Origin of the sequence: Leclercia sp. TB492 (genome assembly GCF_049974505.2) — a bacterium.
GTDB classification, from domain to species: Bacteria; Pseudomonadota; Gammaproteobacteria; order Enterobacterales; family Enterobacteriaceae; genus Enterobacter; species Enterobacter adecarboxylatus_C.
In genome coordinates this window covers 4,309,493-4,334,987 of the sequence record NZ_CM127572.1, presented here as the reverse complement: position 1 = coordinate 4,334,987, position 25,495 = coordinate 4,309,493, and the positions used below count along the sequence as shown (strand labels likewise).

At 57.5% G+C, this 25,495-nt stretch carries 24 protein-coding genes; 13 read left to right on the top strand and 11 right to left on the bottom strand.

Going from position 1 to position 25,495, the window contains the following annotated elements; translation table 11 throughout:
• Positions 1–36 precede the first annotated feature (36 nt).
• The 5 genes from pckA to ACP4QI_RS20610 form a co-directional block, all read right to left on the bottom strand.
• Positions 37–1,656: a phosphoenolpyruvate carboxykinase (ATP) gene (gene pckA / locus ACP4QI_RS20630; RefSeq protein ID WP_142487382.1), complete on the bottom strand. Its 1,620-nt coding sequence runs from the start codon at positions 1,654–1,656 to the stop codon at positions 37–39.
• A 380-nt stretch (positions 1,657–2,036) separates the two neighbouring features.
• Positions 2,037–2,915 carry an Hsp33 family molecular chaperone HslO gene (hslO, locus tag ACP4QI_RS20625; protein WP_156264782.1) on the bottom strand — a complete coding sequence of 293 codons (879 nt, stop codon included), beginning with the start codon at positions 2,913–2,915 and terminating at the stop codon, positions 2,037–2,039.
• Between the two features lie 23 nt (positions 2,916–2,938).
• Complete coding sequence (hslR, locus tag ACP4QI_RS20620) at positions 2,939–3,340, bottom strand: ribosome-associated heat shock protein Hsp15 (RefSeq protein ID WP_142487380.1); 402 nt, start codon at positions 3,338–3,340, stop codon at positions 2,939–2,941.
• A complete protein-coding gene (gene yrfG / locus ACP4QI_RS20615; RefSeq protein ID WP_142487379.1) occupies positions 3,337–4,020 on the bottom strand; it encodes a GMP/IMP nucleotidase in 684 nt (227 codons plus the stop codon). The genes hslR and yrfG overlap by 4 nt, the downstream gene beginning before the upstream one ends.
• 64 nt (positions 4,021–4,084) lie before the next feature.
• Entirely contained in the window at positions 4,085–6,220 is a 2,136-nt protein-coding gene (locus tag ACP4QI_RS20610; protein ID WP_426495861.1) for an intracellular growth attenuator family protein, read from the bottom strand.
• 326 nt (positions 6,221–6,546) lie between these two features.
• Between ACP4QI_RS20610 and nudE the strand changes: the two genes are divergently transcribed.
• Positions 6,547–7,107, top strand: a complete 561-nt coding sequence (nudE, locus tag ACP4QI_RS20605; RefSeq protein ID WP_142487377.1) for an ADP compounds hydrolase NudE — start codon at positions 6,547–6,549, stop codon at positions 7,105–7,107.
• A gap of 41 nt (positions 7,108–7,148) precedes the next feature.
• On the opposite strand, the gene mrcA is transcribed toward nudE, so the two are convergent.
• On the bottom strand, positions 7,149–9,701 hold the full coding sequence (gene mrcA / locus ACP4QI_RS20600; protein ID WP_142487376.1) for a peptidoglycan glycosyltransferase/peptidoglycan DD-transpeptidase MrcA: 2,553 nt from the start codon (positions 9,699–9,701) through the stop codon (positions 7,149–7,151).
• 120 nt (positions 9,702–9,821) lie between these two features.
• On the opposite strand from mrcA, the gene pilM reads away from it, so the two are divergent.
• From pilM to trpS, 12 genes are all read left to right on the top strand, one after another.
• Positions 9,822–10,604, top strand: coding sequence for a pilus assembly protein PilM (gene pilM, locus ACP4QI_RS20595; RefSeq protein WP_156264780.1), 783 nt, complete (start codon positions 9,822–9,824; stop codon positions 10,602–10,604).
• Positions 10,601–11,140, top strand: coding sequence for a PilN domain-containing protein (locus ACP4QI_RS20590; RefSeq protein WP_285129063.1), 540 nt, complete (start codon positions 10,601–10,603; stop codon positions 11,138–11,140). Before pilM ends, ACP4QI_RS20590 begins: the two co-directional genes overlap by 4 nt.
• Positions 11,124–11,585 (top strand): HofO family protein, encoded by a 462-nt coding sequence (locus tag ACP4QI_RS20585; protein ID WP_156264779.1) that lies wholly within the window; start codon positions 11,124–11,126, stop codon positions 11,583–11,585. The genes ACP4QI_RS20590 and ACP4QI_RS20585 overlap by 17 nt, the downstream gene beginning before the upstream one ends.
• A complete protein-coding gene (locus ACP4QI_RS20580) occupies positions 11,575–11,970 on the top strand; it encodes a HofP DNA utilization family protein (protein ID WP_426495860.1) in 396 nt (131 codons plus the stop codon). The genes ACP4QI_RS20585 and ACP4QI_RS20580 overlap by 11 nt, the downstream gene beginning before the upstream one ends.
• Positions 11,885–13,120, top strand: a complete 1,236-nt coding sequence (gene hofQ / locus ACP4QI_RS20575) for a DNA uptake porin HofQ (protein ID WP_285129065.1) — start codon at positions 11,885–11,887, stop codon at positions 13,118–13,120. Before ACP4QI_RS20580 ends, hofQ begins: the two co-directional genes overlap by 86 nt.
• Before the next feature lie 296 nt (positions 13,121–13,416).
• Positions 13,417–13,938, top strand: coding sequence for a shikimate kinase AroK (gene aroK, locus ACP4QI_RS20570; protein ID WP_010436374.1), 522 nt, complete (start codon positions 13,417–13,419; stop codon positions 13,936–13,938).
• Between the two features lie 57 nt (positions 13,939–13,995).
• Positions 13,996–15,084, top strand: a complete 1,089-nt coding sequence (gene aroB, locus ACP4QI_RS20565; protein ID WP_426495859.1) for a 3-dehydroquinate synthase — start codon at positions 13,996–13,998, stop codon at positions 15,082–15,084.
• A 92-nt stretch (positions 15,085–15,176) separates the two neighbouring features.
• Positions 15,177–16,463 carry a cell division protein DamX gene (gene damX / locus ACP4QI_RS20560; RefSeq protein WP_285129066.1) on the top strand — a complete coding sequence of 429 codons (1,287 nt, stop codon included), beginning with the start codon at positions 15,177–15,179 and terminating at the stop codon, positions 16,461–16,463.
• Positions 16,464–16,530: 67 nt separating this feature from the next.
• The gene (gene dam / locus ACP4QI_RS20555) at positions 16,531–17,343 is read left to right on the top strand and encodes an adenine-specific DNA-methyltransferase (RefSeq protein WP_231313534.1); all 813 of its coding nucleotides are present in this window, start codon (positions 16,531–16,533) and stop codon (positions 17,341–17,343) included.
• Between the two features lie 41 nt (positions 17,344–17,384).
• Positions 17,385–18,062 (top strand): ribulose-phosphate 3-epimerase, encoded by a 678-nt coding sequence (rpe, locus tag ACP4QI_RS20550; RefSeq protein WP_142487368.1) that lies wholly within the window; start codon positions 17,385–17,387, stop codon positions 18,060–18,062.
• A complete protein-coding gene (gph, locus tag ACP4QI_RS20545; RefSeq protein WP_285129067.1) occupies positions 18,055–18,816 on the top strand; it encodes a phosphoglycolate phosphatase in 762 nt (253 codons plus the stop codon). Before rpe ends, gph begins: the two co-directional genes overlap by 8 nt.
• Complete coding sequence (gene trpS / locus ACP4QI_RS20540; RefSeq protein WP_156264777.1) at positions 18,809–19,813, top strand: tryptophan--tRNA ligase; 1,005 nt, start codon at positions 18,809–18,811, stop codon at positions 19,811–19,813. Before gph ends, trpS begins: the two co-directional genes overlap by 8 nt.
• A gap of 141 nt (positions 19,814–19,954) precedes the next feature.
• On the opposite strand, the gene ACP4QI_RS20535 is transcribed toward trpS, so the two are convergent.
• From ACP4QI_RS20535 to nirB, 5 genes are all read right to left on the bottom strand, one after another.
• Complete coding sequence (locus ACP4QI_RS20535) at positions 19,955–20,125, bottom strand: YhfL family protein (RefSeq protein WP_032614785.1); 171 nt, start codon at positions 20,123–20,125, stop codon at positions 19,955–19,957.
• Positions 20,126–20,259: 134 nt separating this feature from the next.
• A complete protein-coding gene (gene cysG, locus ACP4QI_RS20530; RefSeq protein WP_142487365.1) occupies positions 20,260–21,633 on the bottom strand; it encodes a siroheme synthase CysG in 1,374 nt (457 codons plus the stop codon).
• A 14-nt stretch (positions 21,634–21,647) separates the two neighbouring features.
• A complete protein-coding gene (gene nirC, locus ACP4QI_RS20525; protein WP_285112700.1) occupies positions 21,648–22,457 on the bottom strand; it encodes a nitrite transporter NirC in 810 nt (269 codons plus the stop codon).
• A gap of 156 nt (positions 22,458–22,613) precedes the next feature.
• The gene (nirD, locus tag ACP4QI_RS20520; protein ID WP_039031530.1) at positions 22,614–22,940 is read right to left on the bottom strand and encodes a nitrite reductase small subunit NirD; all 327 of its coding nucleotides are present in this window, start codon (positions 22,938–22,940) and stop codon (positions 22,614–22,616) included.
• On the bottom strand, positions 22,937–25,480 hold the full coding sequence (gene nirB / locus ACP4QI_RS20515; RefSeq protein WP_156264776.1) for a nitrite reductase large subunit NirB: 2,544 nt from the start codon (positions 25,478–25,480) through the stop codon (positions 22,937–22,939). The genes nirD and nirB overlap by 4 nt, the downstream gene beginning before the upstream one ends.
• Between the last annotated feature and the right edge of the window lie 15 nt (positions 25,481–25,495).

The following is a 25,495-nucleotide window of genomic DNA, read 5'->3' as shown; positions in this document are numbered from 1 at the left end:
ATACGCCGGGTGGCGCAGCGCCACCCGGCACAGCCTCTACAGCTTAGGCCCCGCACTCACCAGCGCCGCACCTGCCGGCGTATCGGTGTACTTCTCGAAGTTTTCCACGAACAGTTTCGCCAGGGTGGTGGCTTTTTCCTGCCACTGCTCCGGTGAAGCGTAGGTATTGCGTGGATCGAGGATACGGCTGTCCACGCCCGGCAGTTCGGTCGGGATCGCCAGATCAAACATCGGCAGGGTGAAGGTTTCCGCATCATCGAGCGAACCGTTCAGAATGGCGTCGATAATAGCGCGGGTATCTTTGATTGAGATACGCTTGCCGGTACCGTTCCAGCCGGTGTTGACCAGATACGCCTGGGCGCCAGAAGCCTGCATGCGTTTCACCAGCACTTCGGCGTACTGCGTCGGGTGCAGCGACAGGAAGGCCGCGCCGAAGCAGGCGGAGAAGGTCGGGGTCGGCTCAGTCACGCCACGCTCGGTACCGGCCAGCTTGGCGGTAAAACCGGAGAGGAAGTGATACTGGGTCTGGCTGGCGGTCAGGCGTGAAACCGGCGGCAGCACGCCAAACGCGTCGGCGGTGAGGAAGATCACCTTGGTCGCATGGCCTGCTTTCGACACCGGCTTAACGATGTTATCGATGTGGTAGATAGGGTAGCTGACGCGGGTGTTCTCGGTTTTCGACGCATCGTCAAAATCGACCGTGCCGTCGGCACGCACCGTTACGTTCTCCAGCAGCGCATCGCGACGGATGGCCTGGTAGATATCCGGCTCCGCTTCTGCTGACAGACGAATGGTCTTGGCGTAGCAGCCGCCTTCGAAGTTGAACACGCCGTCATCATCCCAGCCGTGTTCGTCGTCGCCAATCAGGCGGCGTTTCGGATCGGTGGAGAGGGTGGTTTTACCGGTGCCGGACAGGCCGAAGAACACCGCCACGTCGCCTTTCTCGCCAACGTTCGCCGAGCAGTGCATGGAGGCAATGCCCTGTAACGGCAGCAGGTAGTTCATTACCGAGAACATCCCTTTCTTCATTTCGCCGCCGTACCAGGTCCCGCCGATCAGCTGGATACGCTCGGTCAGGTTAAAGGCGACAAAGTTCTCCGAGTTCAGCCCCTGCTCTTTCCAGTTCGGGTTGGTGCACTTCGCGCCGTTCATCACCACAAAGTCAGGTTCGAAGCTCCGCAGCTCTTCATCGGTGGGGCGAATGAACATGTTCTTCACGAAATGCGCCTGCCAGGCGACTTCGGTGATAAAGCGGACGGAAAGGCGGGTGTCGGCGTTAGCGCCGCAGTAAGCATCGATGATGAACAGACGCTTGCCGGAGAGTTGTTGGGTAACGAGGGATTTCAGCTGCTGCCAGGTTTCAGGGGAGATCGCTTTGTTGTCGTTCTTCCCTTTGCCATTATCTGACCACCACAGGGTGTCGCGGGTGGTGTCGTCACGGACAATGTACTTATCTTTCGGCGAACGGCCGGTAAAGATACCGGTATCGACAGCGATAGCGCCGGTGGTCGTCAATATACCGCGTTCGTATCCTTCCAGTGCTGGATTGAGCTCTTCCTGGTACAGCGTATCGTAATCGGGGTTGTAGACGATATCGTGAGCGTCGTTGATACCATAAGCCTTGAGATCTTGCGGGGTTAAACCATTAACACGCATATCACTGCTCCTTAGCCAATATATACTGCCTGAAATTGTAGGGTTTTTCCTCGAATGTTAACCGCGACCGGGCTCATAGATTTGCGTATCTGGACAAAAACCCTTTATGACGGAAAACGCTGTGACTCCTGTCACTTCGCGGAGCAGATTATGGCAGGAATCACTTTTTGGTTGGTGAAAATGTTCTGAAAAGGTTAATTGCTGGTAAATTTAACTGCGAGAATGTGAGTGTAAGCGCATACATGAAAGAAAGTTACGAAAGTCTTTCATCACTGATAACGATTCAGCAGGTGAGGGGAAATAGTGAATGAAATGAAAGGGTAGCCGAGCGGAAGGAAAGGTCAACTGCCCCCACGTGAGAGGGCAGTTAACGGGACAACTTAGTGCAGCTGAGGATCGGCCGGGGAGGCGTTATTGCGGATCTCGGCAATGTCCATCGAATTGAAGACGTAATGCGAACCGCAGTAGTCGCAGTGCATGTCGATCTCGCCCTCTTCCGCCATGATGCTGTCGATCTCTTCATCCGGCAGGGTTTTCAGCGCGCCCGCGCAGCGTTCACGGGAACAGGTGCATTTGAACTCGACGTCCTGCGGATCGTACAGCGTCACCTCTTCTTCGTGGTACAGGCGCCACAGCACTTCGTTCGCTGGCAGGGTGAGCAGCTCTTCGGCTTTGATGGTTTCGGTCAGCGTTGCCAGATGCTCGAAATCATTGGTCTGAGCATCCTGCGCAGGCAGAACCTGGAGCAGCATACCGCCGGCTGCAGGCTGGCCATCCACTTCACCGGTACGGATGAACAGGCGGGTTGGCAGCTGTTCGGAACGCATGAAGTAATCTTCCAGGCAGGCGGCAAGCGTATCGCCTTCCAGACCGACCACGCCCTGATAGCGTTCACCCTCTTCCGGAGAGATGGTGATCACCAGGTAGCCGTTGCCGACCAGCGTTTTCAGGTCTGCACCTTCCGGGATTTCGCCCTGTACGCGCGCCACGCCGCGCATCTGCTGCTGGTTGTTGCCGTTGATCACCGCCAGGCTCATCGGGCCATCGCCCTGCAGCTGCACGGTGATATCACCGGCGAATTTTAGGGTTGCGGTCAGCAGGCTGGTGGCAACCAGCAGCTCGCCCAGCATGGTTTTCACCGGCAGTGGGTAGTTGTGGTTTTCCAGGATCTGTTTCCAGGTTTCGGATACCGTCACCAGCTCGCCGCGAACGGCAAATTGTTCAAACAGATAGCGGTGTAATTGGTCGTGTTGGGCCATAGTCATCTCTCGTTCAGCAAGAATCACTCATTCTCGCCATTTTTAAATTTAATCAGATCGCGACGTTCTTTCTTGTCCGGTCGCCTGTCGGGATGCGGCATGGTCAGGGCATTCAGCTTACGTGCCTGCGCCATCTTCTCTCGCTTTTCAACGCTCTCGGCCGTCTCTTCATACAGGGTGCTGGCTTCCGTTGCCGGGCGACGCTGTTCGGTGACGTTTTTCACGATCACTGTCCGTTCGTCGTTGCCCTGACGCAGGGTCAGGGTGGCGTTCAGCTCCACGAGCTTGCTCGGTTTGCTGCGCTGCCCGTTGTAATGCACTTTGCCGCCTTCAATCATTTCCCGGGCGAGGGCGCGCGTTTTATAAAAGCGGGCAGCCCACAGCCATTTGTCCAGTCTTACCCCTTCGGAGGGCTTCTCTTTCATGGCTTCTCCTTCACGGTGAGTGAGGGGATCATCCGGCGATAGTCGTTCAGCCCCGGATGCCGCAGATAGCTTTTTTCAGCCAGGCCAGAATCAGGATTGGTCACGCCAAGGCAATAACGAATGCCAAAGGTTGCCGCCGCATCCAGAATCGGTTCGCTGTCATCAATGAACAACGTTCTCTCTGGTTGCAGGCCGGTCTCTTCTGCCACCGCCTGCCACAATCGCTGATCCTCTTTCGGATAACCAAATGTGTGGGTGGAAAGTAATAAATCAAGGTGTGAGGCCAGACCGGTATGTTCCAGCTTCACCGCCAGATTATGCGGATGCGCGTTGGTCAGCAGGATGCGCCGCTTGCCGCTCGCTTTCAATGCATCAAGAAAAGGAACGGTATCTTCACGCAGCACGGCGTGCGGGCCCTGAGCGGTAGTCATCGCGCAAATATCCAGACCGAGGCGTTCGCTCCAGTAGTCCAGGCAGTACCAGTTTAGCGTATGTTGTACGGCGGTATATTGCTGGCGTATGAATTCCTGCGCTTCTGCCGGGGAGATCCCCTGCTGCTCGCCGTAGGTCTCCGGCACCAGTTTTTGCCAGAAGTGATTATCAAACGCGAGATCGAGCAACGTGCCGTCCATATCCAGCAGGACGGTATCGACGTCCTGCCAGGCGATATCAAAATGCATGGGGGAATACTCCAGCCAGAAGAAACGTGCGCGACAGGGTAGCATATCCTGTCGCGCGGGAGCGTTATCCGATCAGGCTCTCAGGCGCGGGGATAAGCTTCGGGTTGAGGCAATTTTCGTAGTATTGCTGAATATCGGCCAGGCGGGTGCGCGAGCGCTGATAGCGGCGCAGCGCCATAAAGGCGTTCCAGAGCATGCAGACCACCATCGTCAGCATCAGCAGCGAGGTAGCGATATAGCGCCATAACCCGGCGCTGTCCGGCATGCTGTGCAGCTCGACATGGCGGGTACCGTTGGCATCGGTAAAGAGGCCGGTCACAATCCCTTCGGCGCTGAACGGCGTACGCATCAGCATCTGCGCCAGGCGCTGGAACTCGCCCCACTGCTGCTGGGCCGGGTAATCATACAGCGCTACCGATGGGTAAGGCTGATCGACCAGCTCGCTGCCTTCGTCGCTGACGATCACAAAGCCGCCGGGGGCAGGGCTGTTAAGTGCCTGGGCAGCACGTGAGGTTTCGCGCATGACGAACGGCGCGGTAGAGGTGGCGACCAGATTTTCCAGCGACTCTGCGCTGACCGGACGCAGCAGCACGTTGACGCCATCGAGACGGCCGCCATCGGCACGTTTCACCAGCGCCTCCCAGTCTTTGCTGTTGCCGAGGTTAACCAGCGCATTTTTCAGCCTGACGCACTCGTCCTGCTCTGCACACAGCTCCTGAGTTTTCAGGACGATATCGCCAAAGTCATCCAGCAGGATCATGCCGGACTTCTGAATAGCGGAGCGTAATGCCGGGCTGACGCGTGAATTATCTTCCGGTTTGGGATGCAGCTGGCTCGTCAGGGCCTGGGTCAACGCCGTGGCTTTGTTGACGATATCGGATTCCGGCAGCGGCAGGGGCGCCGCGTCATTCCAGATCACCTGCGAGCAGTCAAACGGTGTAAAGGGTGAGCTCTGGCGGGCGTTCCAGGTTCCAGGAGCATGGATATTACACATCCCGGTACCCTTCAGGCGCAGCGTATCGCCAATACGTACACCTGCACTTTCGAGCTCCCCGACGCTGGTGGCTTCAATGGTCTGGGCGCCTTTAATCCACGACAGGATAAATTTGATCGGCATATCCAGCGGGACGAGGAAAACCAGCATCGCCAGCACCAGCCCGGCGCCACCGGCAATCACCGTGCTGCGCAGCCAGTGCTGCAGCGGGAAATTTTTGACCTCATCATGCAGGGATAGATAGCGGCCCTGGCGTACGACGTGCCGGTCCAGATAGATATCAATATCGGTTTTTTGCCCTAAATCCTGGGCCAGCCACGGCTGCCAGTGGCGGGGATAGATCAGATCGATAATGCCCAGCGAGATATTGTTGACGTGATCCTGATCGTTTTCGCCAAACAGGCCCCAGCGTTTTGGCGTGCCGCGCAGGCAGTGGATCTCACGCAGCGCATTTTTGGCAGGCGGGGCGAATAATCCCCAGAGTCCCGCCGCCAGTAGCAGCACGCCGCCCCCGGCAAGCCAGGGAGCAAAAACATCAGGGCTCATCAGGCAGAAGAAGAAGAGCAGGAACGCGGCGACAATCAGCAGCGCTTCCCGAATGCCATCCGGGCGGCTCAGGGCGTACTCTTCGTGGGTTTCCTGACGAATATTCAGCAGCTCAATCTGCTCGGTCTCTTCGCCACGAATCGACGCCTGGGTTGAACTGACATGCTCCAGCGCAAAGTGGGGCGCTTCCTGGACATACTCCGCGATGGAGTGACCATTGAGGGCGATCACCAGCGGGATGGAGTCGGTGTGGATCAGCTCAACGCTGTTTTCATCATTAATGTACTGTTCCCAGAACGGCGGCAGATGCACCTCAGCCGAGTCGAGGTAGTAACGCCATTTATTGGGGTCGTCAGTGGTAATACCGTAGCGGGTAATGGAGCGCGTCACGCAGAGCACGGTGTTGCTCTGGGCATTGAGGCTTAACGAGACCGGCGCGGCGCTGGCGCCTGTCGCTGGCGTCTGCTGGATGCGGTTAAAGGACTCGAGATATTGCTCAATCGCGCTGCGTTCTTCAGCGGTGAGCTTGCGGGTGTTCGCCCCGGCAAAGGCATTGAGATACGGCAAGCGATATCGACGCTGTGCCCGACGCCTGTACAACCACCCTGCAATGAATGCGCAGGCCAGCATAGCAGCGATGACAATTACAATGGTGCTCATGCTTTCCCCATCTTACTTTTTCTTACAGGTGTAGTCAGTAGCACCTTATTTAACAGTGAACGCGTGTCTGTGGTTGGCTATCGGCATGTAAGGTGTTGAACTTGAGCAATATGAAGCGCATCCCAGTGATCGCTGATAATAGCAAAGCTAACCCTGACGGGATATCAGCAAATTCCTGGAATAATTTCAAGCTCTTGACTTTTGACCTGAAATAAGGAATGAATCTGCACAGGTTACATAAATGTAAATAAAGCGCGATTGACATTGCCGAAACCGTGCGGCGTATCGCACAATGACGCCAGTTCACTCAGCAAAGACCCGTCAAAATGAGCAAACCTTTACAAAAGCCCACCATCCTGAATGTTGAGACCGTCGCGAAATCGCGTCTGTTTAATGTTGAAAGTGTGGACCTGGAGTTCAGTAACGGCGTGCGCCGCGTCTACGAGCGTATGCGTCCCTCCACGCGCGAAGCCGTCATGATTGTGCCCATTGTTGACGAGCATCTGATCCTGATCCGCGAATATGCGGTGGGGACCGAGTCATACGAACTTGGCTTCTCCAAAGGGTTGATCGATCCCGGTGAATCGGTTTTTGAAGCCGCGAACCGCGAGCTGAAAGAAGAGGTTGGGTTTGGTGCGAAGGAGTTAACCTTCCTGAAAAAGCTCAGCATGGCTCCCTCCTATTTTTCCAGCAAAATGAATATCGTGCTGGCGGAAGATCTCTATCCGGAATCGCTGGAAGGGGATGAACCCGAGCCGCTGCCGCAGGTGCGCTGGCCGCTGGCGCATCTGATGGATCTGCTGGAAGAGCCCGACTTTAACGAAGCCCGGAACGTGAGTGCGCTGTTCCTGGTGCGGGAGTGGCTGAAAGGGCAGGGAAGGCTGTAGCCGAAGGATCCCCCTCTCCCAACGGGAAAGGGGGCAGACGTTTAGAACAGTTCTTGTGTCTCGCCGTTGTCAATCAGCGTTGTACCCACCTCATGCACCGCCTGATGCGTTGGCTGCGTGCCTTCGATGAAATACTCTTCCCGGCTGCTGCCGCCATTGGACAGCTGACCGCTGTAGCGATCGATATTGACCGTCACCACGCCTGGCGGTGGCGTTAATGGCTGCTCTGGCACGCCGTCCAGCAGCATCTTCATAAAGGCATCCCACGCGGGCTGAGCGCTTTTGGCCCCGCCTTCGTAACCGGAAATTTGATCCTTGATCGCCCCGGAGGCCGTGGTACGACCTAAATCACGGCGGTGATCGTCAAAGCCGATCCACACCGAGGTCACCGCGCCTGGACCATAACCCGAGAACCAGGCATCTTTCGAGCTGTTGGTGGTCCCGGTTTTGCCGCCGATATCCTTGCGCTGCAGATCGCGACCGGCACGCCAGCCCGTACCCTGCCAGCCTGGCTCGCCAAAGATATTGCTGTTCAAGGCGCTTTTGATCAGGAACGCCAGCGGTGTGTTAATCACGTGCGGGGCGTACTCCTGAGCACCGGTCTGCGCAACCAGCGCCTGGTTTGCCTGCTCGAGCTGCGGCATTGGCACTGCCGCGTTTTGCTGCGCCTGAGAAATGGCGACATCTTCCATATCCTGGTTGTTCAGGGATTCTGATTTAGGGGTATCGCCATAAATCACCGGAATGTCACACTCTGCGCAGGCGATTTTCGGTTTCGCTTCGAACAGGACACCGCCCTGATCGTTCTCGATTTTGCTGATGAAGAACGGATCGACCAGGAAGCCGCCGTTCGCCATTACCGCATAACCGCGCGCAACCTGCAGCGGGGTAAAGGAGGCAGAGCCCAGCGCCAGCGACTCGGTATGCACAATATTCTGTGCCGGGAAGCCAAAGCGTTGCAGATACTCCGCCGCATAATCGACCCCCATGGCGCGCATGGCGCGAACCATTACCACGTTCTTAGACTGTCCCAGACCCTGACGCAGACGAATCGGCCCGGCGTACTCGGCCGGTGAGTTCTTCGGTCGCCAGTCGGAACCGGCCCCGGCATCCCAGCGGGAGATGGGCACGTCATTGAGGATGCTGGCGAGGGTCAGGCCTTTATCCATTGCCGCGGTGTAGAGGAACGGTTTGATATTGGAACCGACCTGACGCAGCGCCTGGGTGGCACGGTTAAATTTACTCTGGTTGAAATCGAAGCCGCCGACCAGCGCCAGCACCGCGCCGTTATGCGGATCGATAGAGACCAGCGCGGAGTTAACGTCCGGGATCTGCCCCAGCCACCAGGCGTCGTTAACCTGACGGACCCAAATCTGCTGACCCACCTGTACCGCATCGGTCACTTTGCGCGGGGTCGCGCCCTGTTGCGTATCAGAACGATACGGACGCGCCCAGCGGACGCCCTCCATGCGCAGCGACACCGAGGTGCCGTCCGCGAGCATCGCGGTGGCTTCCTGCGGACTGGCCTGGGTCACGACAGCCGCAACAAACGGCCCGTAGCCCGGGAGCGGTTTCAGGGTGTCGGCGATCTTTTTACTGTCCCAGGCGGATTCACCTACCTTCCACAGCACGTTTGACGGGCCGCGGTAGCCGTGGCGCATGTCGTAATCAATCACGTTATTACGCACCGCCTGCTGCGCGCCCTGCTGGACGTTGCGGCTGATGGTGGTGTAGACGCGGTAGCCATCTTCGTAGGCCTGCTCGCCGTAGCGGGAGACCATCTCCTGACGCACCATCTCGCTGAGGTACGGCGCGGAGAACGCAATTTCCGGCGCATGGTAGTTGGCGTCAATCACGTCGCTGCGGGCCTGATCGTACTGGGTCTGGCTGATATAGCCTTCGCTCAGCATACGCGACAGCACCACGTTGCGGCGGGCGGTAGCGCGATCCAGCGAGTAGAGCGGGTTGAAGGTGGAGGGGGCCTTCGGCAGACCGGCGATGGTGGCCATTTCACTCAGGGTTAACTGGTCAATGGATTTGCCAAAATAGACCTGCGCCGCCGCGCCCACGCCGTAGGCACGGTAGCCGAGATAGATCTTGTTGAGGTAGAGCTCGAGGATCTCATCTTTATTCAGCATCTGCTCAATACGGATTGCCAGGAACACTTCCTTGATCTTACGCATCAGCGTTTTTTCAGGACTCAGGAAGAAGTTACGCGCCAGCTGCTGGGTGATAGTACTCGCACCCTGAGAGGCATGGCCGGAGAACAACGCCACGCTTGCGGCACGGAAAATCCCCACCGGATCGACGCCATGGTGCTCATAAAAACGGCTGTCCTCGGTGGCAATAAAGGCTTTCACCATGACGGGTGGGATCTGATTCAGGGTCAGCGGGATACGGCGCTTTTCACCGTACTGGGCGATAAGCTCGCCGTCCGTGCTGTACACCTGCATCGGGATCTGGAGTCGTACATCACGAAGCGTAGCGACATCAGGCAGTTGCGGCTCAATATATTTGTACAAACCAAAAATCGAGCCTGCTCCAAGCAGAATGCAACAGACTGCAAGGATCAATAAATACTTTACGAACTTCACTGGAGATTTCCCATTTAGTTTGAACTGGGCAGTTTCTAAACAATCGCGCGGTAGTATAAAGGCAAGCCTGTAGCATTGATATAGCCGTTATCCCCCGGGACGATAAGGAGATCGTGAAACATGGCGTTTAAAACATGGCATACAGGCGTTCATATTCAACAGGATAAGGTTCTGGCCGTCGCGCTGGTACGCGAAAAGTCGGGGTGGGGATTGCGCCGCTGGTGGCAGCTCCCCCTGGCGGCGGACATTATCCGCGACGGGCAAATTCTTCAGCCCGAACAACTGGCTGCGGCACTGCGCGAGTGGCGCCAGATGCTACCTCATCAACATCGAATCTTTCTCGCCTTTCCGGCCGCCCGCACTCTACAGCGCACGCTACCGCGCCCTTCGATGACCCTGCGCGACAGCGAACGGACCGCCTGGATCGCCTCGGCGATAAGCCGTGAGCTGGAGATGCCCCCCGACGCCCTGCGGTTTGACTATGCGGAGGATACCTTCAGCCAGGCTTATCACGTAACGGCGGCACAGAATAAGGAGATTGCGACGCTGCTCGAACTGGCCCAGGTGCTGCGTCTGCGGCTGGCCGCGATCACGCCCGACGCCGGAGCGCTGGCCCACCTGTTGCCCTTTGTGCAAGCTCCGGCCCAGTGCGTCGCCTGGCGCGACCGGGATCAGTGGCTATGGGCGATGCGTCACCAGTGGGGCAGGCGCGGGCTGGCGGAGGCTCCTGACGTCGATCGGCTGGCTGCTCTGCTGGCACTCAGGGTCGACGAGATCGCCTGCTGTGGTGCAGGCAGTTTTGACCCCTGGTGCGCGTTATCCCGCACGCAGCCGCCGCTGCCTGAAAATGGGGCGGATTTCAGCGTCGCGCTGGCGCTGGCGACCGGAGAACACTCGCGATGAGGACGGCCAATCTTCTGCCGTGGCGCCAGCGGCAACAGCGTCGCTGCCTGCGCTACTGGGGGCTGATGTTTACCGGTTCGTTGCTGGTGACGCTGATGCTCTGCGCAGCCAGTCGGGCCTGCGATCCTCTGGTAACACGCGCCAGCGCGCTGCGGCATGCCAGCGATCTGGCGCTGCGTCAGGGGCTGGAGCAGCGGCAAAAGCAGTGGACGGCTTTACAGGCCCGGCATCAGCAACAGCAGCGGTGGGCGCTGCAAAAAGCGAAAACGGAAGCCTGGCAACCGGCATTGATCGCCTTATCCCGCCTCCTGCCGGAGCAGGCATGGCTGGCGCAGCTGCACTTTCAGCAGTCGACCCTCTCGCTGACCGGCTATGCCGCCACGCTGCCCGCCCTTGCCGGGCTGGAGACGGCGCTCCGCCAGGTGCCGGGCTTTACCCCCGGAGCACCGGGCGAGATGCGACAGGACGCCCTGGGGCGCTGGCTGTTCAGCTGGACGTTGACCCGCAAGGAGCGTGCTGATGCGGATCCATCCTGACAGCTGGTATGCCATGACGCCGCGCGGGCGCTGCCTGTGCTGGGGCATCAGTTCAGCGTTACTCCTGGCTGGCGTCACCGGATGGCAGTGGCGAATGCAGGATCGGCAGATAGCGACGCAGGAGGCCAGGCTGGTGCGGAACGCAGAGACCCATTCCCGGCTGTGGACCGCGGTGCGTAAGCTCTCCCCCCCTGACAACGCGCAACCTTCCGTGGCGGCACTGCCTTTTTCACCGCTGGCGTTTGATACCGATGAGCTGCGGATGGTTCGCTGGCAGCCCAGGGGAGCAGGAGGAGAACTGGTGATTAAGGCGACCTGGGCGCAGATCCCCTCGCTGTTTGCCACTCTCGCCCGGCGAGATATGGCGGTGGGGCGCTTTAGCATTCAGCCAGAGCAGAACCGGTTACAGATAGTGATGCAGCTGGAGCGCCAGGATGCGGGTTAAGTGCAGAGTGCTGCTATTACTGCCGCTGCTTCTCGGCATGCGCGATCCTTTTCAGGCCCCGGTCTCACGCTGCCCGGACGCCGCGCTGCGGCAGTGGCGCTATGCCGGGGTGGTGCTGGGTCCGGTGCCGGTGGCGATCGTCAGAGATGAAAAGTCGCGCTGGCTGCGCCTTCGTCGCGGCGACACGCTGGCGCAAGGCGGGAAGGTGAGGGCGTTGGACGAAAAGGAACTGGTCATCGATATGCCCGGGGCGTGTGAGCCCTCGCAGTGGCGATGGCAACGACAAGGAACCAAACAGGATGAAAACAGGGATCGTGGGATTACTGCTGACAGGCAGTCAGGCGCTGGCCGCGGGGCCAGCGCCGGTGAGCCTGGTGGTGGATGAGGTGCCGGTGGCCCAGCTTCTGCAGGCGCTGGCGGAGCAGGAGAACCGCAACATGATTATCTCCCCGGACGTCAGCGGCAATGTCTCTCTGCGTCTGCAGGAGGTCCCCTGGCTGCAGGCGATACAGACGGTGGTCACCGGTGCCGGGCTGGTGATGCGCCAGCAGGCGGGCATTTTTTATATCCACACCGCCGCCTGGCAGCAGCAACAGCAGGCCAAAAAAGAGGCCGAGCGAACAAAGCGGCAGCTCAGCGCGCCGCTGGAGGCGCGCAGTTACCCCCTCTCCTATGCTGATGCCGGGGATTTGCAGTCAGCTGCCGAAAAGCTCCTCAGCCCGAAAGGCAGCCTGGCGGTAGACAAGCGCACCAATCGCCTGCTGGTGCGCGACAACCGGGCTGCGCTGGAGGCATTACAACACTGGGTGGCGCAGATGGATCTTCCTGTGGCTCAGGTAGAACTGGCCGCGCACATCGTTAGCATGAGTGAAAAAAGCCTGCGTGAGCTGGGGGTGAAGTGGAATCTGGCCCAGGGGCAGCAGGACGGTAAGCCAGGGCAGCTGACGATGCTCAGCAGCGATCTGGCCGTTACCAACGCCACCACCCAGGTGGGATTCAATATCGGGCGGATTAATGGCCGGTTACTGGATCTCGAACTTTCCGCCTTGGAACAAAAACAGCAGGTCGACATTATCGCCAGCCCTCGCCTGCTGGCCTCACACATGCAGCCCGCCAGCATTAAGCAGGGCAGCGAGATCCCCTATCAGGTCTCCAGCGGCGAGAGCGGCGCGACCTCGGTTGAGTTTAAAGAGGCGGTGCTGGGGATGGAGGTGACGCCGGTGGTACTGGCCAACGGGCGCGTGCGCCTGAAGCTGCGCATCAGCGAGAACGCCCCGGGCCAGGTTTTGCAGCAGGCCGACGGCGAAACGATGGCAATAGATAAGCAGGAGATTGAAACTCAGGTAGAGGTCAAAAGCGGTGAAACGCTGGCCTTAGGCGGAATTTTTTCCCAGAGGCATAAAACCGGCAGCGAAAGTGTGCCAGGCTTGAGCCGTATTCCCTTACTAGGGAAACTTTTTCGCCATCAGGGGAAAGACAACGAACGCAGGGAGTTAGTGGTTTTTATCACCCCTCGTCTGGTTGCGACGCCATAATGTCCCGCGATGCCCCGCGTGATTTTGCATTCTGTTTGTTGCAGATGTTTGACGTGGGGCATGAATTAGCATACAAGGAGTACCGATTTGAGAATCAGCTTACTCAATCACACTCCTTAATAACTTAAGCGGCAAGCCTGATGATTTAATCTGTTGCCAAACAAGCCGGAGTATTGAGATAATTTTTAGTCTGACTCTCGCTCTATCGCATATGAGGTTTCAGTTCATGTCCTGCTACGCCCGATATCGGTGAAGCGGGTTTACCATTAACGAATAGTCTTAGTAGTACCGAAAAAATGGCAGAGAAACGCAATATCTTTCTGGTTGGGCCTATGGGTGCCGGCAAAAGCACTATTGGGCGCCAGTTAGCTCAACAACTCAATATGGAATTTTACGATTCTGATCAAGAGATTGAGAAACGAACCGGAGCTGATGTGGGCTGGGTCTTCGATGTAGAAGGCGAAGAGGGTTTCCGTGACCGTGAAGAAAAAGTCATTAATGAACTTACGGAAAAACAGGGCATTGTGCTGGCAACTGGCGGCGGCTCTGTAAAATCTCGCGAAACTCGCAACCGTCTCTCCGCCCGCGGTGTCGTGGTCTATCTTGAAACGACCATCGAGAAACAACTGGCGCGTACGCAGCGTGATAAAAAACGCCCGTTGCTGCAGGTTGAGACGCCTCCACGCGAAGTTCTGGAAGCCCTTGCTGGTGAACGCAATCCGCTGTACGAAGAGATTGCCGACGTCACCATTCGCACAGACGACCAGAGCGCTAAAGTGGTCGCAAACCAGATTATTCATATGCTGGAAAGCAACTGATTCTGGCTTTATATACACTCGCCTGCGGGTAAAAGCATTTAAGGTGGATGTCGCGCTATGGAGAGGATTACAGTCACTCTCGGTGAACGGAGTTACCCTATCACTATCGCGGCTGGTTTGTTTAACGACCCAGCTTCCTTCTTACCACTGAAAGCGGGTGATCAGGCAATGCTGGTCACCAATGAGACTCTGGCTCCGCTTTATCTCGACAACGTGCGTCAGCGCCTTGAACAGGCTGGCGTAAAGGTCGACAGTGTGATTCTGCCTGATGGCGAGCAGTATAAAAGCCTGACGGTACTGGATACCGTCTTTACCGCATTACTGCAAAAACCGCATGGTCGCGATACCACACTGCTGGCATTAGGCGGCGGTGTTGTTGGCGATCTTACGGGGTTTGCTGCGGCAAGCTATCAGCGCGGCGTCCGTTTTATTCAGATTCCTACCACGCTGTTGTCGCAGGTCGACTCATCTGTTGGCGGCAAAACGGCCGTTAACCACCCGCTTGGCAAAAACATGATTGGCGCGTTCTACCAGCCCGCTTCGGTGGTGGTGGATCTCGACTGTCTGCAAACGCTGCCTCAGCGTGAGCTGGCTTCAGGTCTGGCGGAAGTGATCAAGTACGGCATTATTCTGGACGGCGCATTCTTTAGCTGGCTGGAAGAGAATATGGATGCCTTACTGCGCCTGGATGGTCAGGCGATGGCGTATTGTATTCGCCGCTGCTGTGAGCTGAAAGCAGAAGTCGTGGCCGCAGACGAGCGCGAAACAGGCTTACGTGCTTTACTGAATCTTGGGCACACCTACGGTCATGCTATCGAAGCCGAAATGGGCTACGGTAACTGGCTGCATGGCGAGGCCGTTGCGGCGGGGATGGTGATGGCCGCGCGCACCTCGGAGCGTCTGGGTCAGTTCAGCAAGGCGGATACGCAGCGCATTATCACGCTGCTTGAGCGTGCCGGGTTACCGGTTACGGGGCCGCGTGAAATGTCGGCGCAGGCCTACCTGCCGCATATGATGCGTGATAAAAAAGTATTAGCAGGCGAGATGCGTCTGGTGCTCCCGCTTGCAATAGGTAAGAGTGTAGTGCGTGGCGGTGTGCCGCACGATGTGGTTCTTGGCGCTATTGCTGATTGCCAGCAGGCGTAACTATTAGAAAGGTCCGGCTGCGGTAAAACGTAGCCATTTTGCTTCAGGTGATGTGCAAAGTCGTAGGCATAAGCCTTTTAGTGGGGTGTTAAATGGATGAATTCAAACCAGAAGACGAGCTGAAACCCGATCCCAGCGATCGTCGTACTGGTCGTACTCGCCAATCTTCAGAACGTGATAACGAGCCGCAAATTAACTTTGACGAGGTCGATCTCGAAAACGATGACCCTCGTCCTTCGCGTGGCCGTGCTGCCCGCGACGAGCGTGAAGAAGAAGATTTTGAGTCTGAAGATGATTCAGTGGATGAAGTGCCCGTAGAGCGCCGCCCGCGTAAGCGTAAAGCCGCGCCGGCGAAGCCCGCTTCCCGCCAGTACATTATGATGGGGCTGGGCGTGCTGGTCCTGCTGCTGCTGATTATCGGCGTCGGCTCTGCACTCAAAGCCCCGTCGAGCAATCCGGCCGATCAGACCGCCTCTGCTGAGAAGAGTGTCGATCTGTCCGGCAATGCGGCCGATCAGGCCAACGGCACCCAGCCTGCGCCGGGTACCACTTCCGCCGAGCAGACTGCCGGCAATACCCAGCAGGAGATCTCTCTGCCGCCGGTCGCGTCCACGCCAACGCAGGGTCAGACACCGGCAACCCCGGCAGGCCAGCAGCGTGTTGAAGTGCAGGGCGATCTGAACAATGCACTGACGCAGCCGCAGAACCAGCAGCAGGTCAACAACGTGGTGGTCAACTCCACGCTGCCGACCGAGCCTGCGACCGTGGCGCCAATTCGTGGTGCGACAGGGCAACAGCAGACGGCGGCGACAGAGAGTGCGCCACGTCAGACTAAGCCTGCCCAGCATCAGGAACGTAAGCAGACGGTGATTGAGCCGAAGCGCGAAGTGAAGCCGCAGCCTGTTGCGAAAGCGGAAGAACCGAAAGCGACTGCCCAGTCGAAGCGTAGCGAAACCGTGACCAGCGCACCGGCGAAAGCCCCTACTACGACAGCGACGGCACCGAAAGCGACCGCAACGCCAGCCCCGACGGCGACAGCCTCTGCGCCAGCGGCGGCAGCACCAGCGGCCACTGCCAGCACCGGTAAAACGACAGGGAATGTAAGTTCACTGAAGTCTGCCTCATCCAGCAACTACACGCTGCAGTTGAGCAGTTCTTCCAGCTATGACAACCTCAACAGCTGGGCGAAAAAGTCGAACCTGAAAAACTTCGTTGTCTATGAGACTACCCGTAACGGTCAGCCATGGTATGTGCTGGTGAGCGGCGTGTATGCTTCGAAAGATGAAGCAAAACGCGCGGTCGCAACACTGCCGGCTGATGTTCAGGCGAAAAACCCGTGGGCGAAGCCGATCCGTCAGGTTCAGTCCGATTTGAAGTAATCTGTGAAGCGCAGGATGCTGTCGGAGCTTTCTCCACAGCCGGAGAAGGTGTAATCAGTTAGTCAGCATGAAAAAAAATCGCGCTTTTCTGAAATGGGCAGGGGGGAAATACCCCCTGCTCGATGATATTAAACAACGCCTGCCTGCGGGCGAGTGTCTTGTCGAACCCTTTGTGGGCGCGGGCTCGGTATTCCTCAATACCGACTACTCCCGTTATATCCTGGCGGATATCAACAGCGACCTTATCGACCTCTATAACATCGTAAAGCTGCGTACCGACGAGTACGTTGATGAGGCGCGCAAGCTATTTACCCCAGAGAACAACAACCCGGACGTTTACTACCTGCTCCGCGCTGAGTTTAATCAGTGTCAGGATAAGTTCCGTCGGGCGCTGCTGTTCCTCTACCTCAACCGCCATGGCTACAACGGCCTGTGCCGGTATAATCTGCGTGGTCAATTCAACGTGCCTTTCGGTCGCTACAAGCGCCCCTATTTCCCTGAGGCTGAGCTGTATCACTTTGCTGAAAAAGCGCAGAATGCGGAGTTCCACTGCCTCTCGTATGAAGAGTGTATGGACCGTGCTGACGGTAACTCGGTAGTCTACTGTGATCCACCGTACGCCCCTCTGTCGGCAACGGCGAACTTTACCGCCTACCACACTAACAGCTTCAGCCCTGCCGAGCAGGCGCGGCTGGCAGAAATGGCGGAAAAGCTGGTCAGCAAAAGAATTCCGGTGTTAATTTCGAATCACGACACGCCTGATACGCGCGAATGGTACAAAGCCGCAGAGCATTTTCAGGTCAAAGTCCGGCGCAGCATCAGCAGCAACGGCGGTACACGTAAAAAGGTGGACGAACTGCTGGCTCTCTATCTACCCTGAGCCGTTTCGCCCGCCGTTAAACAAAGTTCAAGGAGATGCGGATGAAACAGTATTTGATTGCACCCTCAATTCTTTCGGCTGATTTTGCCCGGCTGGGCGAAGATACCGCGAAAGCCCTGGCTGCCGGTGCGGATGTCGTTCATTTCGACGTTATGGATAACCACTACGTGCCTAACCTGACCATCGGCCCGATGGTCCTCAAGGCACTGCGCAACTACGGCGTGACCGCCCCTATTGACGTGCACCTGATGGTGAAGCCGGTCGACCGCATCGTGCCGGATTTTGCCGCCGCGGGTGCCAGCATCATCACCTTCCATCCTGAAGCCTCCGAACACGTTGACCGCACCCTGCAGCTGATCAAAGAGCACGGCTGTAAGGCGGGCCTGGTATTTAACCCGGCCACCCCGTTGAGCTATCTCGATTACGTGATGGACAAGCTGGACGTGATTCTGCTGATGTCCGTCAACCCCGGCTTCGGCGGGCAGTCTTTCATCCCACATACTCTGGATAAGCTGCGTGAAGTGCGTCGTCGCATCGACGAATCAGGCTTTGATATCCGTCTCGAAGTGGACGGCGGCGTGAAGGTAAGCAATATTGGCGAAATCGCCGCGGCGGGCGCAGATATGTTCGTGGCCGGTTCGGCGATTTTCGATCAGCCGGACTACAAAAAAGTCATTGATGAAATGCGCAGTGAACTGGCGAAGGTAAGTCATGAATAATTTGCAGGCAATTCGGGGCGTTGCGTTTGACCTCGACGGCACGCTGGTGGACAGCGCGCCAGGCTTAACCGCGGCGGTTGACCAGGCGCTGTATGCGCTGGAACTGCCGGTGGCGGGCGAAGATCGCGTGATAACGTGGATTGGTAACGGGGCAGACGTGCTGATGAAGCGCGCGCTGACCTGGGCCCGTCAGGAGCGCGCCATTCAGCGTGCGGCGCAGGGCAAACCTGGCGTCGATCACGCGGATATTCCGCAGGAAGAGCAGATTCGCCTCCTGCGTAAGCTGTTCAACCGTTTCTATGAAGAGACGGTAGAAGAGGGCAGCTTCCTGTTCCCGGATGTGGCCGGTACGCTGAGCGCGCTGCATGCAGAAGGCATGCCGCTGGGGCTGGTGACCAACAAACCAACCGCCTTTGTTGCACCGCTGCTGGAAGCGCTGGATATCGCAAAATACTTCTCGGTGATTGTCGGTGGCGATGACGTGCAGAATAAGAAGCCGCATCCCGAACCGTTGCTGCTGGTGGCAGGAAAATTATCCTTAACACCGGACGCGCTGCTCTTTGTAGGGGATTCGCGCAATGATATTCTGGCGGCCAGGGCCGCAGGTTGCCCGTCCGTTGGCCTGACCTATGGCTATAACTACGGTGAATCCATTACGTTGAGTGAGCCGGATTTCGTCTTCGACCACTTCAAAGATTTACTGCCCGTTCTCGGGCTTTCGCACAGTGAAAATCAGGAATTGAAAAATGACTAAGCCCATCGTATTTAGTGGCGCACAGCCCTCAGGTGAACTGACCATTGGCAACTATATGGGTGCGCTGCGTCAGTGGGTGAACATGCAGGATGACTATCACTGTATCTACTGCATCGTTGACCAGCATGCCATTACCGTGCGCCAGGATCCGCAGCAGTTGCGTAAAGCGACGCTCGACACCCTTGCGCTGTATCTGGCCTGCGGTATCGATCCTGAGAAAAGCACCATCTTCGTTCAGTCTCACGTCCCCGAACACGCGCAGCTGGGCTGGGCCCTGAATTGCTACACCTATTTCGGTGAACTGAGCCGCATGACCCAGTTCAAGGATAAATCTTCCCGTTACGCTGAAAACATCAACGCCGGTCTGTTTGACTATCCGGTACTGATGGCGGCTGACATTCTGCTGTATCAGACCAACCAGGTGCCGGTGGGTGAAGATCAGAAGCAGCACCTGGAGCTGAGCCGCGACATTGCCCAGCGTTTCAACGCGATTTATGGCGACGTCTTCAAGGTGCCTGAGCCGTTCATTCCGAAGTCTGGTGCCCGCGTGATGTCCCTGCTGGAGCCGACCAGGAAGATGTCCAAGTCGGACGATAACCGCAACAACGTGATTGGTCTGCTGGAAGATCCGAAAGCGGTGGTGAAGAAGCTCAAGCGTGCAGTCACCGACTCTGACGAGCCGCCTGTGGTGCGTTACGACGTGCAGAACAAAGCGGGTGTCTCTAACCTGCTGGATATTCTCTCTGCCGTGACTGGCCAGAGCATTCCAGAGCTGGAGCAGCACTTCGAAGGCAAAATGTATGGCCATCTGAAAGGTGAAGTGGCGGATGCGGTCTCCGGCATGCTGACCGAACTGCAGGCGCGCTACCACCAGTTCCGCAACGACGAAGCCTTCCTGCAGAAGGTGATGAAAGACGGCGCCGAGAAAGCCAGCGCACGCGCTTCTGTGACCCTGAAAGCGGTGTATGAAGCGATTGGGTTTGTGGCTAAACCTTAAGTTTTTTTGCCGGGTGGCGGCTGCGCCTTACCCGGCCTACGCGAACTTATAGGCCGGGTAAGCGTAAGCGCCACCCGGCGAGACAGCCGCACTAATAAAAAAACCGGGGAATCCCCCGGTTTTTTTATGCCTGAAAAAGAGCTACTGATTTGCCGCCGGGCCGCAGCCGCCGATGATCTTGGAGATGGAGATCGCCGGGTGCAGCAGGTAGTCGTAGCTGCAGTTATTTTTGGTGTTTTGCACGTGGCCGGTGCACGCCGTCAGGGTAGTTAAGATGCCTGCAACCAGGGCAATCTTTGCCAGTTTGAACATAACGCTTCCTTGTCTGTAACATGAGGGAATATATAGAAAATGTGCTTTCGCGGAAGGTATGTTATCGACAGCGGTAAGCGAGGAGTAGTCCATAACAGGACTACTCATTTCGCGGGGAATATGTTCAGTCTGACTTAATGGTTTGAAAACCAGTTGAGCTTGTCGCGCAGCGCCACCACACGGCCTACGACAATCAGCGCCGGGCTTTCAACCTGCTGCGCCAGGTCGCCCAGCTGGGTCAACACGCCACTGACCACACGCTGTTTGATCGACGTGCCGTTCTCCACCAGCGCCACCGGCATTGCTGCATCCATACCATGTTCGAGTAGCTTAGCCTGAATGGTCGCCGCCTGGTTCAGGCCCATATAGAACACCAGGGTCTGTTTCTCTGCGGCCAGGTTATGCCAGTCCAGCTCGCTGCCGGTTTTCAGGTGGCCGGTAACCAGACGCACGCTTTGGGCGTAGTCACGGTGAGTTAGTGGAATGCCCGAATAGGCAGAGCAGCCTGAGGCGGCGGTAATACCCGGTACCACCGAGAACGGAATACCCGCTTCACAGAGGGTTTCCAGCTCCTCGCCGCCGCGTCCGAAGATAAAGGGATCCCCGCCTTTCAGACGCACCACGCGTTTACCCTTCTGCGCTTCACGCAGCAGGATCTGGTTAATCTCTTCCTGAGGTACGCAGTGATATCCGGCACGTTTGCCAACAAACACCCGATCCGCATCGCGACGCACCAGGTTCATGATGTCGTCGGAGACCAGACGGTCATAAACCACGATATCCGCCTGCTGGATCTGCTGTAGCCCTTTCAGGGTCAGCAGGCCGGCATCCCCTGGACCCGCGCCCACCAGCACCACTTCGCCCCGGTGATCGAGCGGGGCATTGATCAGCTGCTCTGTGGTTTCATCCACGGCTTTCCGATCCTGGTTCGCCAGCGACTGCGCCAGCCGGTCGTTCACAAAGAATTTTTCCCAGAAGCGGCGGCGTTCACCCACGGTGGCGAACTGCTTTTTCACGCGCGAGCGCAATTGCCCGGCATAGTGGGCCACCTGGCCGAGATGCTGCGGCAGGATCGCTTCCAGCTTTTCGCGCAGCAGGCGCGCCAGCACTGGCGACGTCCCGCCGGAGGAGACAGCGACCATCAGCGGCGAGCGGTCGATAATCGACGGCATGATAAAGCTCGCTTCTTTCGGCGCATCCACCACGTTGCAGAAGATCCGCCGCGCTTCACAGGCGTCGCTGACGCGCTGGTTAACCGCATCGTCGTCGGTGGCGGCAATGGTCAGCCAGCAGGTATCAAGCAGTGATTCGTTGAACTCACCCTCGACGAGGGTGAGCATCCCTTCCTGCGCCCACACGGTAAATTGTGGGGCGAAGGCAAGGGCGTTGACGGTGAGCCGGGCACCTGCCTCCAGCAGCAGGCGGGCTTTGCGTTCAGCCACATCGCCACCCCCCACGAGCAGGCAGTCGCGATTGCGTAATTGACAGAATATTGGCAGGTGATCCACGACATTACCTCTTCTTACTGGTTGGCTTTCGCCTGAACGGTTGCGATGGTAGCCGGAGTCGGACGCTCCGCTTTAGGGGTAGCATACCAGTAACCCCAACCCATAAATACAACCCCAGAAAGAGTATTGCCAAGCGTTACCCACAACAGGTTATGGCCGATACCAGACAGGGTATAGGCTTCGCTGTGGTGACCGAACCAGGAGAGGGCAAACAGCGTCATGTTGGCAACAGAGTGTTCGTAGCCGGAAGCGATAAAGGCCAGCAGACACCACCAGATGGCGATGAATTTCGCGGCGCCTTCAGTACGGATTGCCATCCAGATAGCAAGACACACCAGCCAGTTACAGAGCGCGCCTTTGAAGAACAGCACCATCGCCGGTGCGGAGGTTTTTGCCAGCGCGACGGTGTGCACGAGGCTGGTATCGACCGGCAGGAGGCTACCGCCGCCCCAGCTGTAGAGCAGGGCGACAAACACGGAGCCGACCAGGTTGCCGAGCCAGGTTTGCGGCAGGATCGCCCACATCTGGCCCTGAGTGATAGTGCCCGCTTTTACGCCCAGGGTCAGGAACATGGTATGACCGGTGAACAGTTCAGAACCGGCGATGATCACCAGAGTCAGGGCGATACCAAAGGTGGCACCCATCACCAGCGGACGCACGGAGGGATCGAGCAGATTGCCGAGGGTGAAAATTAAAATAATTCCCAGTCCGACATAGGCACCCGCCATGGCGGAGCTGACCCAGAATCCGAGAGGACTGTTTTTACTGAGGCGTGCAATTCGCGCAGCGTTAGCCGCACACTTATTAATAGTGTCTGTAAACATTTGATTATCCTGAGTAATGAAAAAGAAAAGCTAAAAAGTAAATCGTAGGCCGGATAAGAAGCTTGCTTCGCCATCCGGCAATTGCCCGGCGGCGCTGCGCTTGCCGGGCCTACAAAATCAAAAACAAATAACGGGGGCGTTGCATCCCCGTATTAATCAGCCTCTCAGCTGTACCTTGCCGTCTTTGACGCGGACGTCATAGTGCTTCACGGAGTGGCTCTCATCTTCCATGCAGTGACCGTCGCTCAGGCGGAAACGCTGCTTTTTCAGCGGGCTGGCAACCCATAGCTCGCCCTGGTGTTCAGCGATGATCCCGCGGGAGAGCACGCTGGCCTCGAAGAACGGGTCGATATTGCTGATGGCAAAGACCTGTTCGTCGTGGCGTGGACGGAAAATGGCAACCTGCTCATGACCTAACAGCGCGCACACGCCGGTGGCAGGCAGGATCTCGTCGATTTTGCAGATGTTGACCCACTGACTCATACGTTTTCCTCCACCAGCATGACCGGAATGCGTTCATAAGGTGTCGCCGGGCGATGCTGCTCGCGCTCTGGCACCACCTGCACGCTCGGGTCGCGCTGGGTGCTGTTGATAAAGTGTTTGAAGCGAACCTGCGCCGCCGGGGTGTTGACGGTTTCAGTCCATTCACAAATCACGGCGTCACGCAGGCGCGCCATCTCTTCTTCCAGCGTCGCGTTCAGGCCAAGTTTGTCGTCGATAATGACGGATTTCAGGTAGTCGATGCCGCCTTCCAGGTTATCCAGCCACGGTGCGGTACGGGTCAGTTTATCCGCGGTACGGATGTAGAACATCATGAAGCGGTCGAGATACTTGATCAGCGTTTCACGATCGATATCCGCCGCCAGCAGATCCGCATGACGCGGTTTCATCCCGCCGTTACCGCAGACGTACAGGTTCCAGCCTTTCTCAGTGGCGATGATACCCACGTCTTTACCCTGCGCTTCGGCACATTCACGGGTACAGCCGGAGACGCCGAACTTCATTTTGTGCGGGGTACGGATGCCTTTGTAGCGGTTTTCCAGCTCGACGCCGAAGCCGACGCTGTCGCCCACGCCGTAGCGGCACCAGGTGCTGCCCACGCAGGTTTTCGCCATACGCAGCGCTTTGGCATAGGCATGGCCGGTTTCGAAACCTGCTTCAATCAGCTGACGCCAGATTTCCGGCAGGTCGTCTTTCTGCGCACCGAACAGGCCGATACGCTGGGAACCGGTAATTTTGGTGTACAGATTAAACTCGCGGGCGATGCGGCCCACTGCCACCAGGCCTTCCGGGGTAATTTCACCGCCGGCAGAGCGTGGGATGACGGAGTAGGTACCGTCTTTCTGGATGTTCGCCAGGAAGTTGTCATTGGTGTCCTGCAGCGGGGTGTGCTGCGGCTTGAGCACATACTCATTCCAGCAGGAAGCCAGCAGAGAACCGACGGTCGGTTTACAGACTTCACACCCATAACCCTGGCCATGTTTCTGCAGCAGCTCGTCGAAGGATTTGATGCCTTCAACGCGGATCAGGTGGTACAGCTCCTGGCGAGAGTAAGCGAAGTGCTCGCACAGGTTGTTGTTTACTTCGATACCCTGTTTCGCCAGCTCGGCGTTGAGCACCTGAGTGACCAGCGGGATACAGCCGCCGCAGCCGGTACCGGCTTTGGTTTCGGCCTTCAGCGCCGCCACGGTGTGGCAACCTTTGTTGATGGCGGAAATCAGCATGCCTTTGGTGACATCGAAGCAGGAGCAAATCTGCGCGCTGTCCGGCAGTTTATCGACACCAATCGAAGGCTTACCGCTGCCAGCGTGGGCAGGCAGGATCAGCGCGTCCGGGTTTTCCGGCAGTTCGATGGCGTTCAGCACCAGCTGCAGCAGGTTGCCAAAATCGCTGGTATCACCCACCAGCACCGCACCGAGCAGGGTTTTGTTATCCGGGCTGACGATAAGACGTTTATAAACTTCTTTGCTTTCATCGAGGTAGACGTAGCTGCGGGAGTTTGGCGTGCGGCCGTGCGCATCGCCGATACCGCCCACGTCAACGCCCAGCAGTTTCAGCTTGGCGCTCATGTCTGCGCCTTCGAAGGCGTTTTCATTGCCGAGGATATGGTCAACGGCGACCTGCGCCATTTTGTAGCCAGGGGCAACCAGACCGTAGACGTGATTTTCCCAGCTGGCGCACTCGCCAATGGCGTAGATATCCGGATCGGAGGTCTGGCAGGTGGCGTTGATCATAATGCCGCCGCGCTGGGCAACCGCCAGGCCGCACTGCGTAGCCAGCTTGTCGCGCGGGCGAATACCGGTGGAGAAGACGATGAAGTCGACTTCCAGCTCGCTGCCGTCAGCAAAGCGCATGGTTTTACGCGCCTCGGTGCCTTCCTGCACGATCTCTTTGGTATTTTTGCTGGTGTGAACTTTCACACCCATGCTCTCAATTTTGCGTTTGAGCTGATCGCCACCCATGTGGTCGAGCTGCTCTGCCATCAGCATCGGGGCAAATTCGATGACGTGGGTTTCAACGCCTAAGTTTTTCAGCGCGCCAGCGGCTTCGAGGCCGAGCAGGCCGCCGCCGACTACCGCGCCGCGTTTGCTGCGGCGGGCGCAGGATTCAATAGCGTTGAGATCTTCAATGGTGCGATAGACGAAGCAATCCTGAGTTTCTGACCCTTTGATCGGTGGGATCCACGGGTAAGAGCCAGTCGCCATGATCAGTTTGTCGTAAAAAACCGTGCGTCCCGCACTGGAATGAATCACTTTTTCCTGACGGTTGATGGTAATAGCGCGTTCGCCCACCAGTACCTTCACGCCATGTTTCTCGTAAAAACCTTCGCGTACCAGAGAGAGCTCTTCGGCGGTGTGGTGAGAGAAATAGGAGGAGAGGTGCACGCGGTCGTACGCCTTACGGGGTTCTTCACAGAACACGGTAATGTCGAACTGGGCGGCATCGGCTTTATCAAGAAGATCCTCAATAAAGCGGTGACCGACCATGCCGTTACCGATAATCGCGAGTCTGACTTTGCTCATTTTTGCCTCGATTTC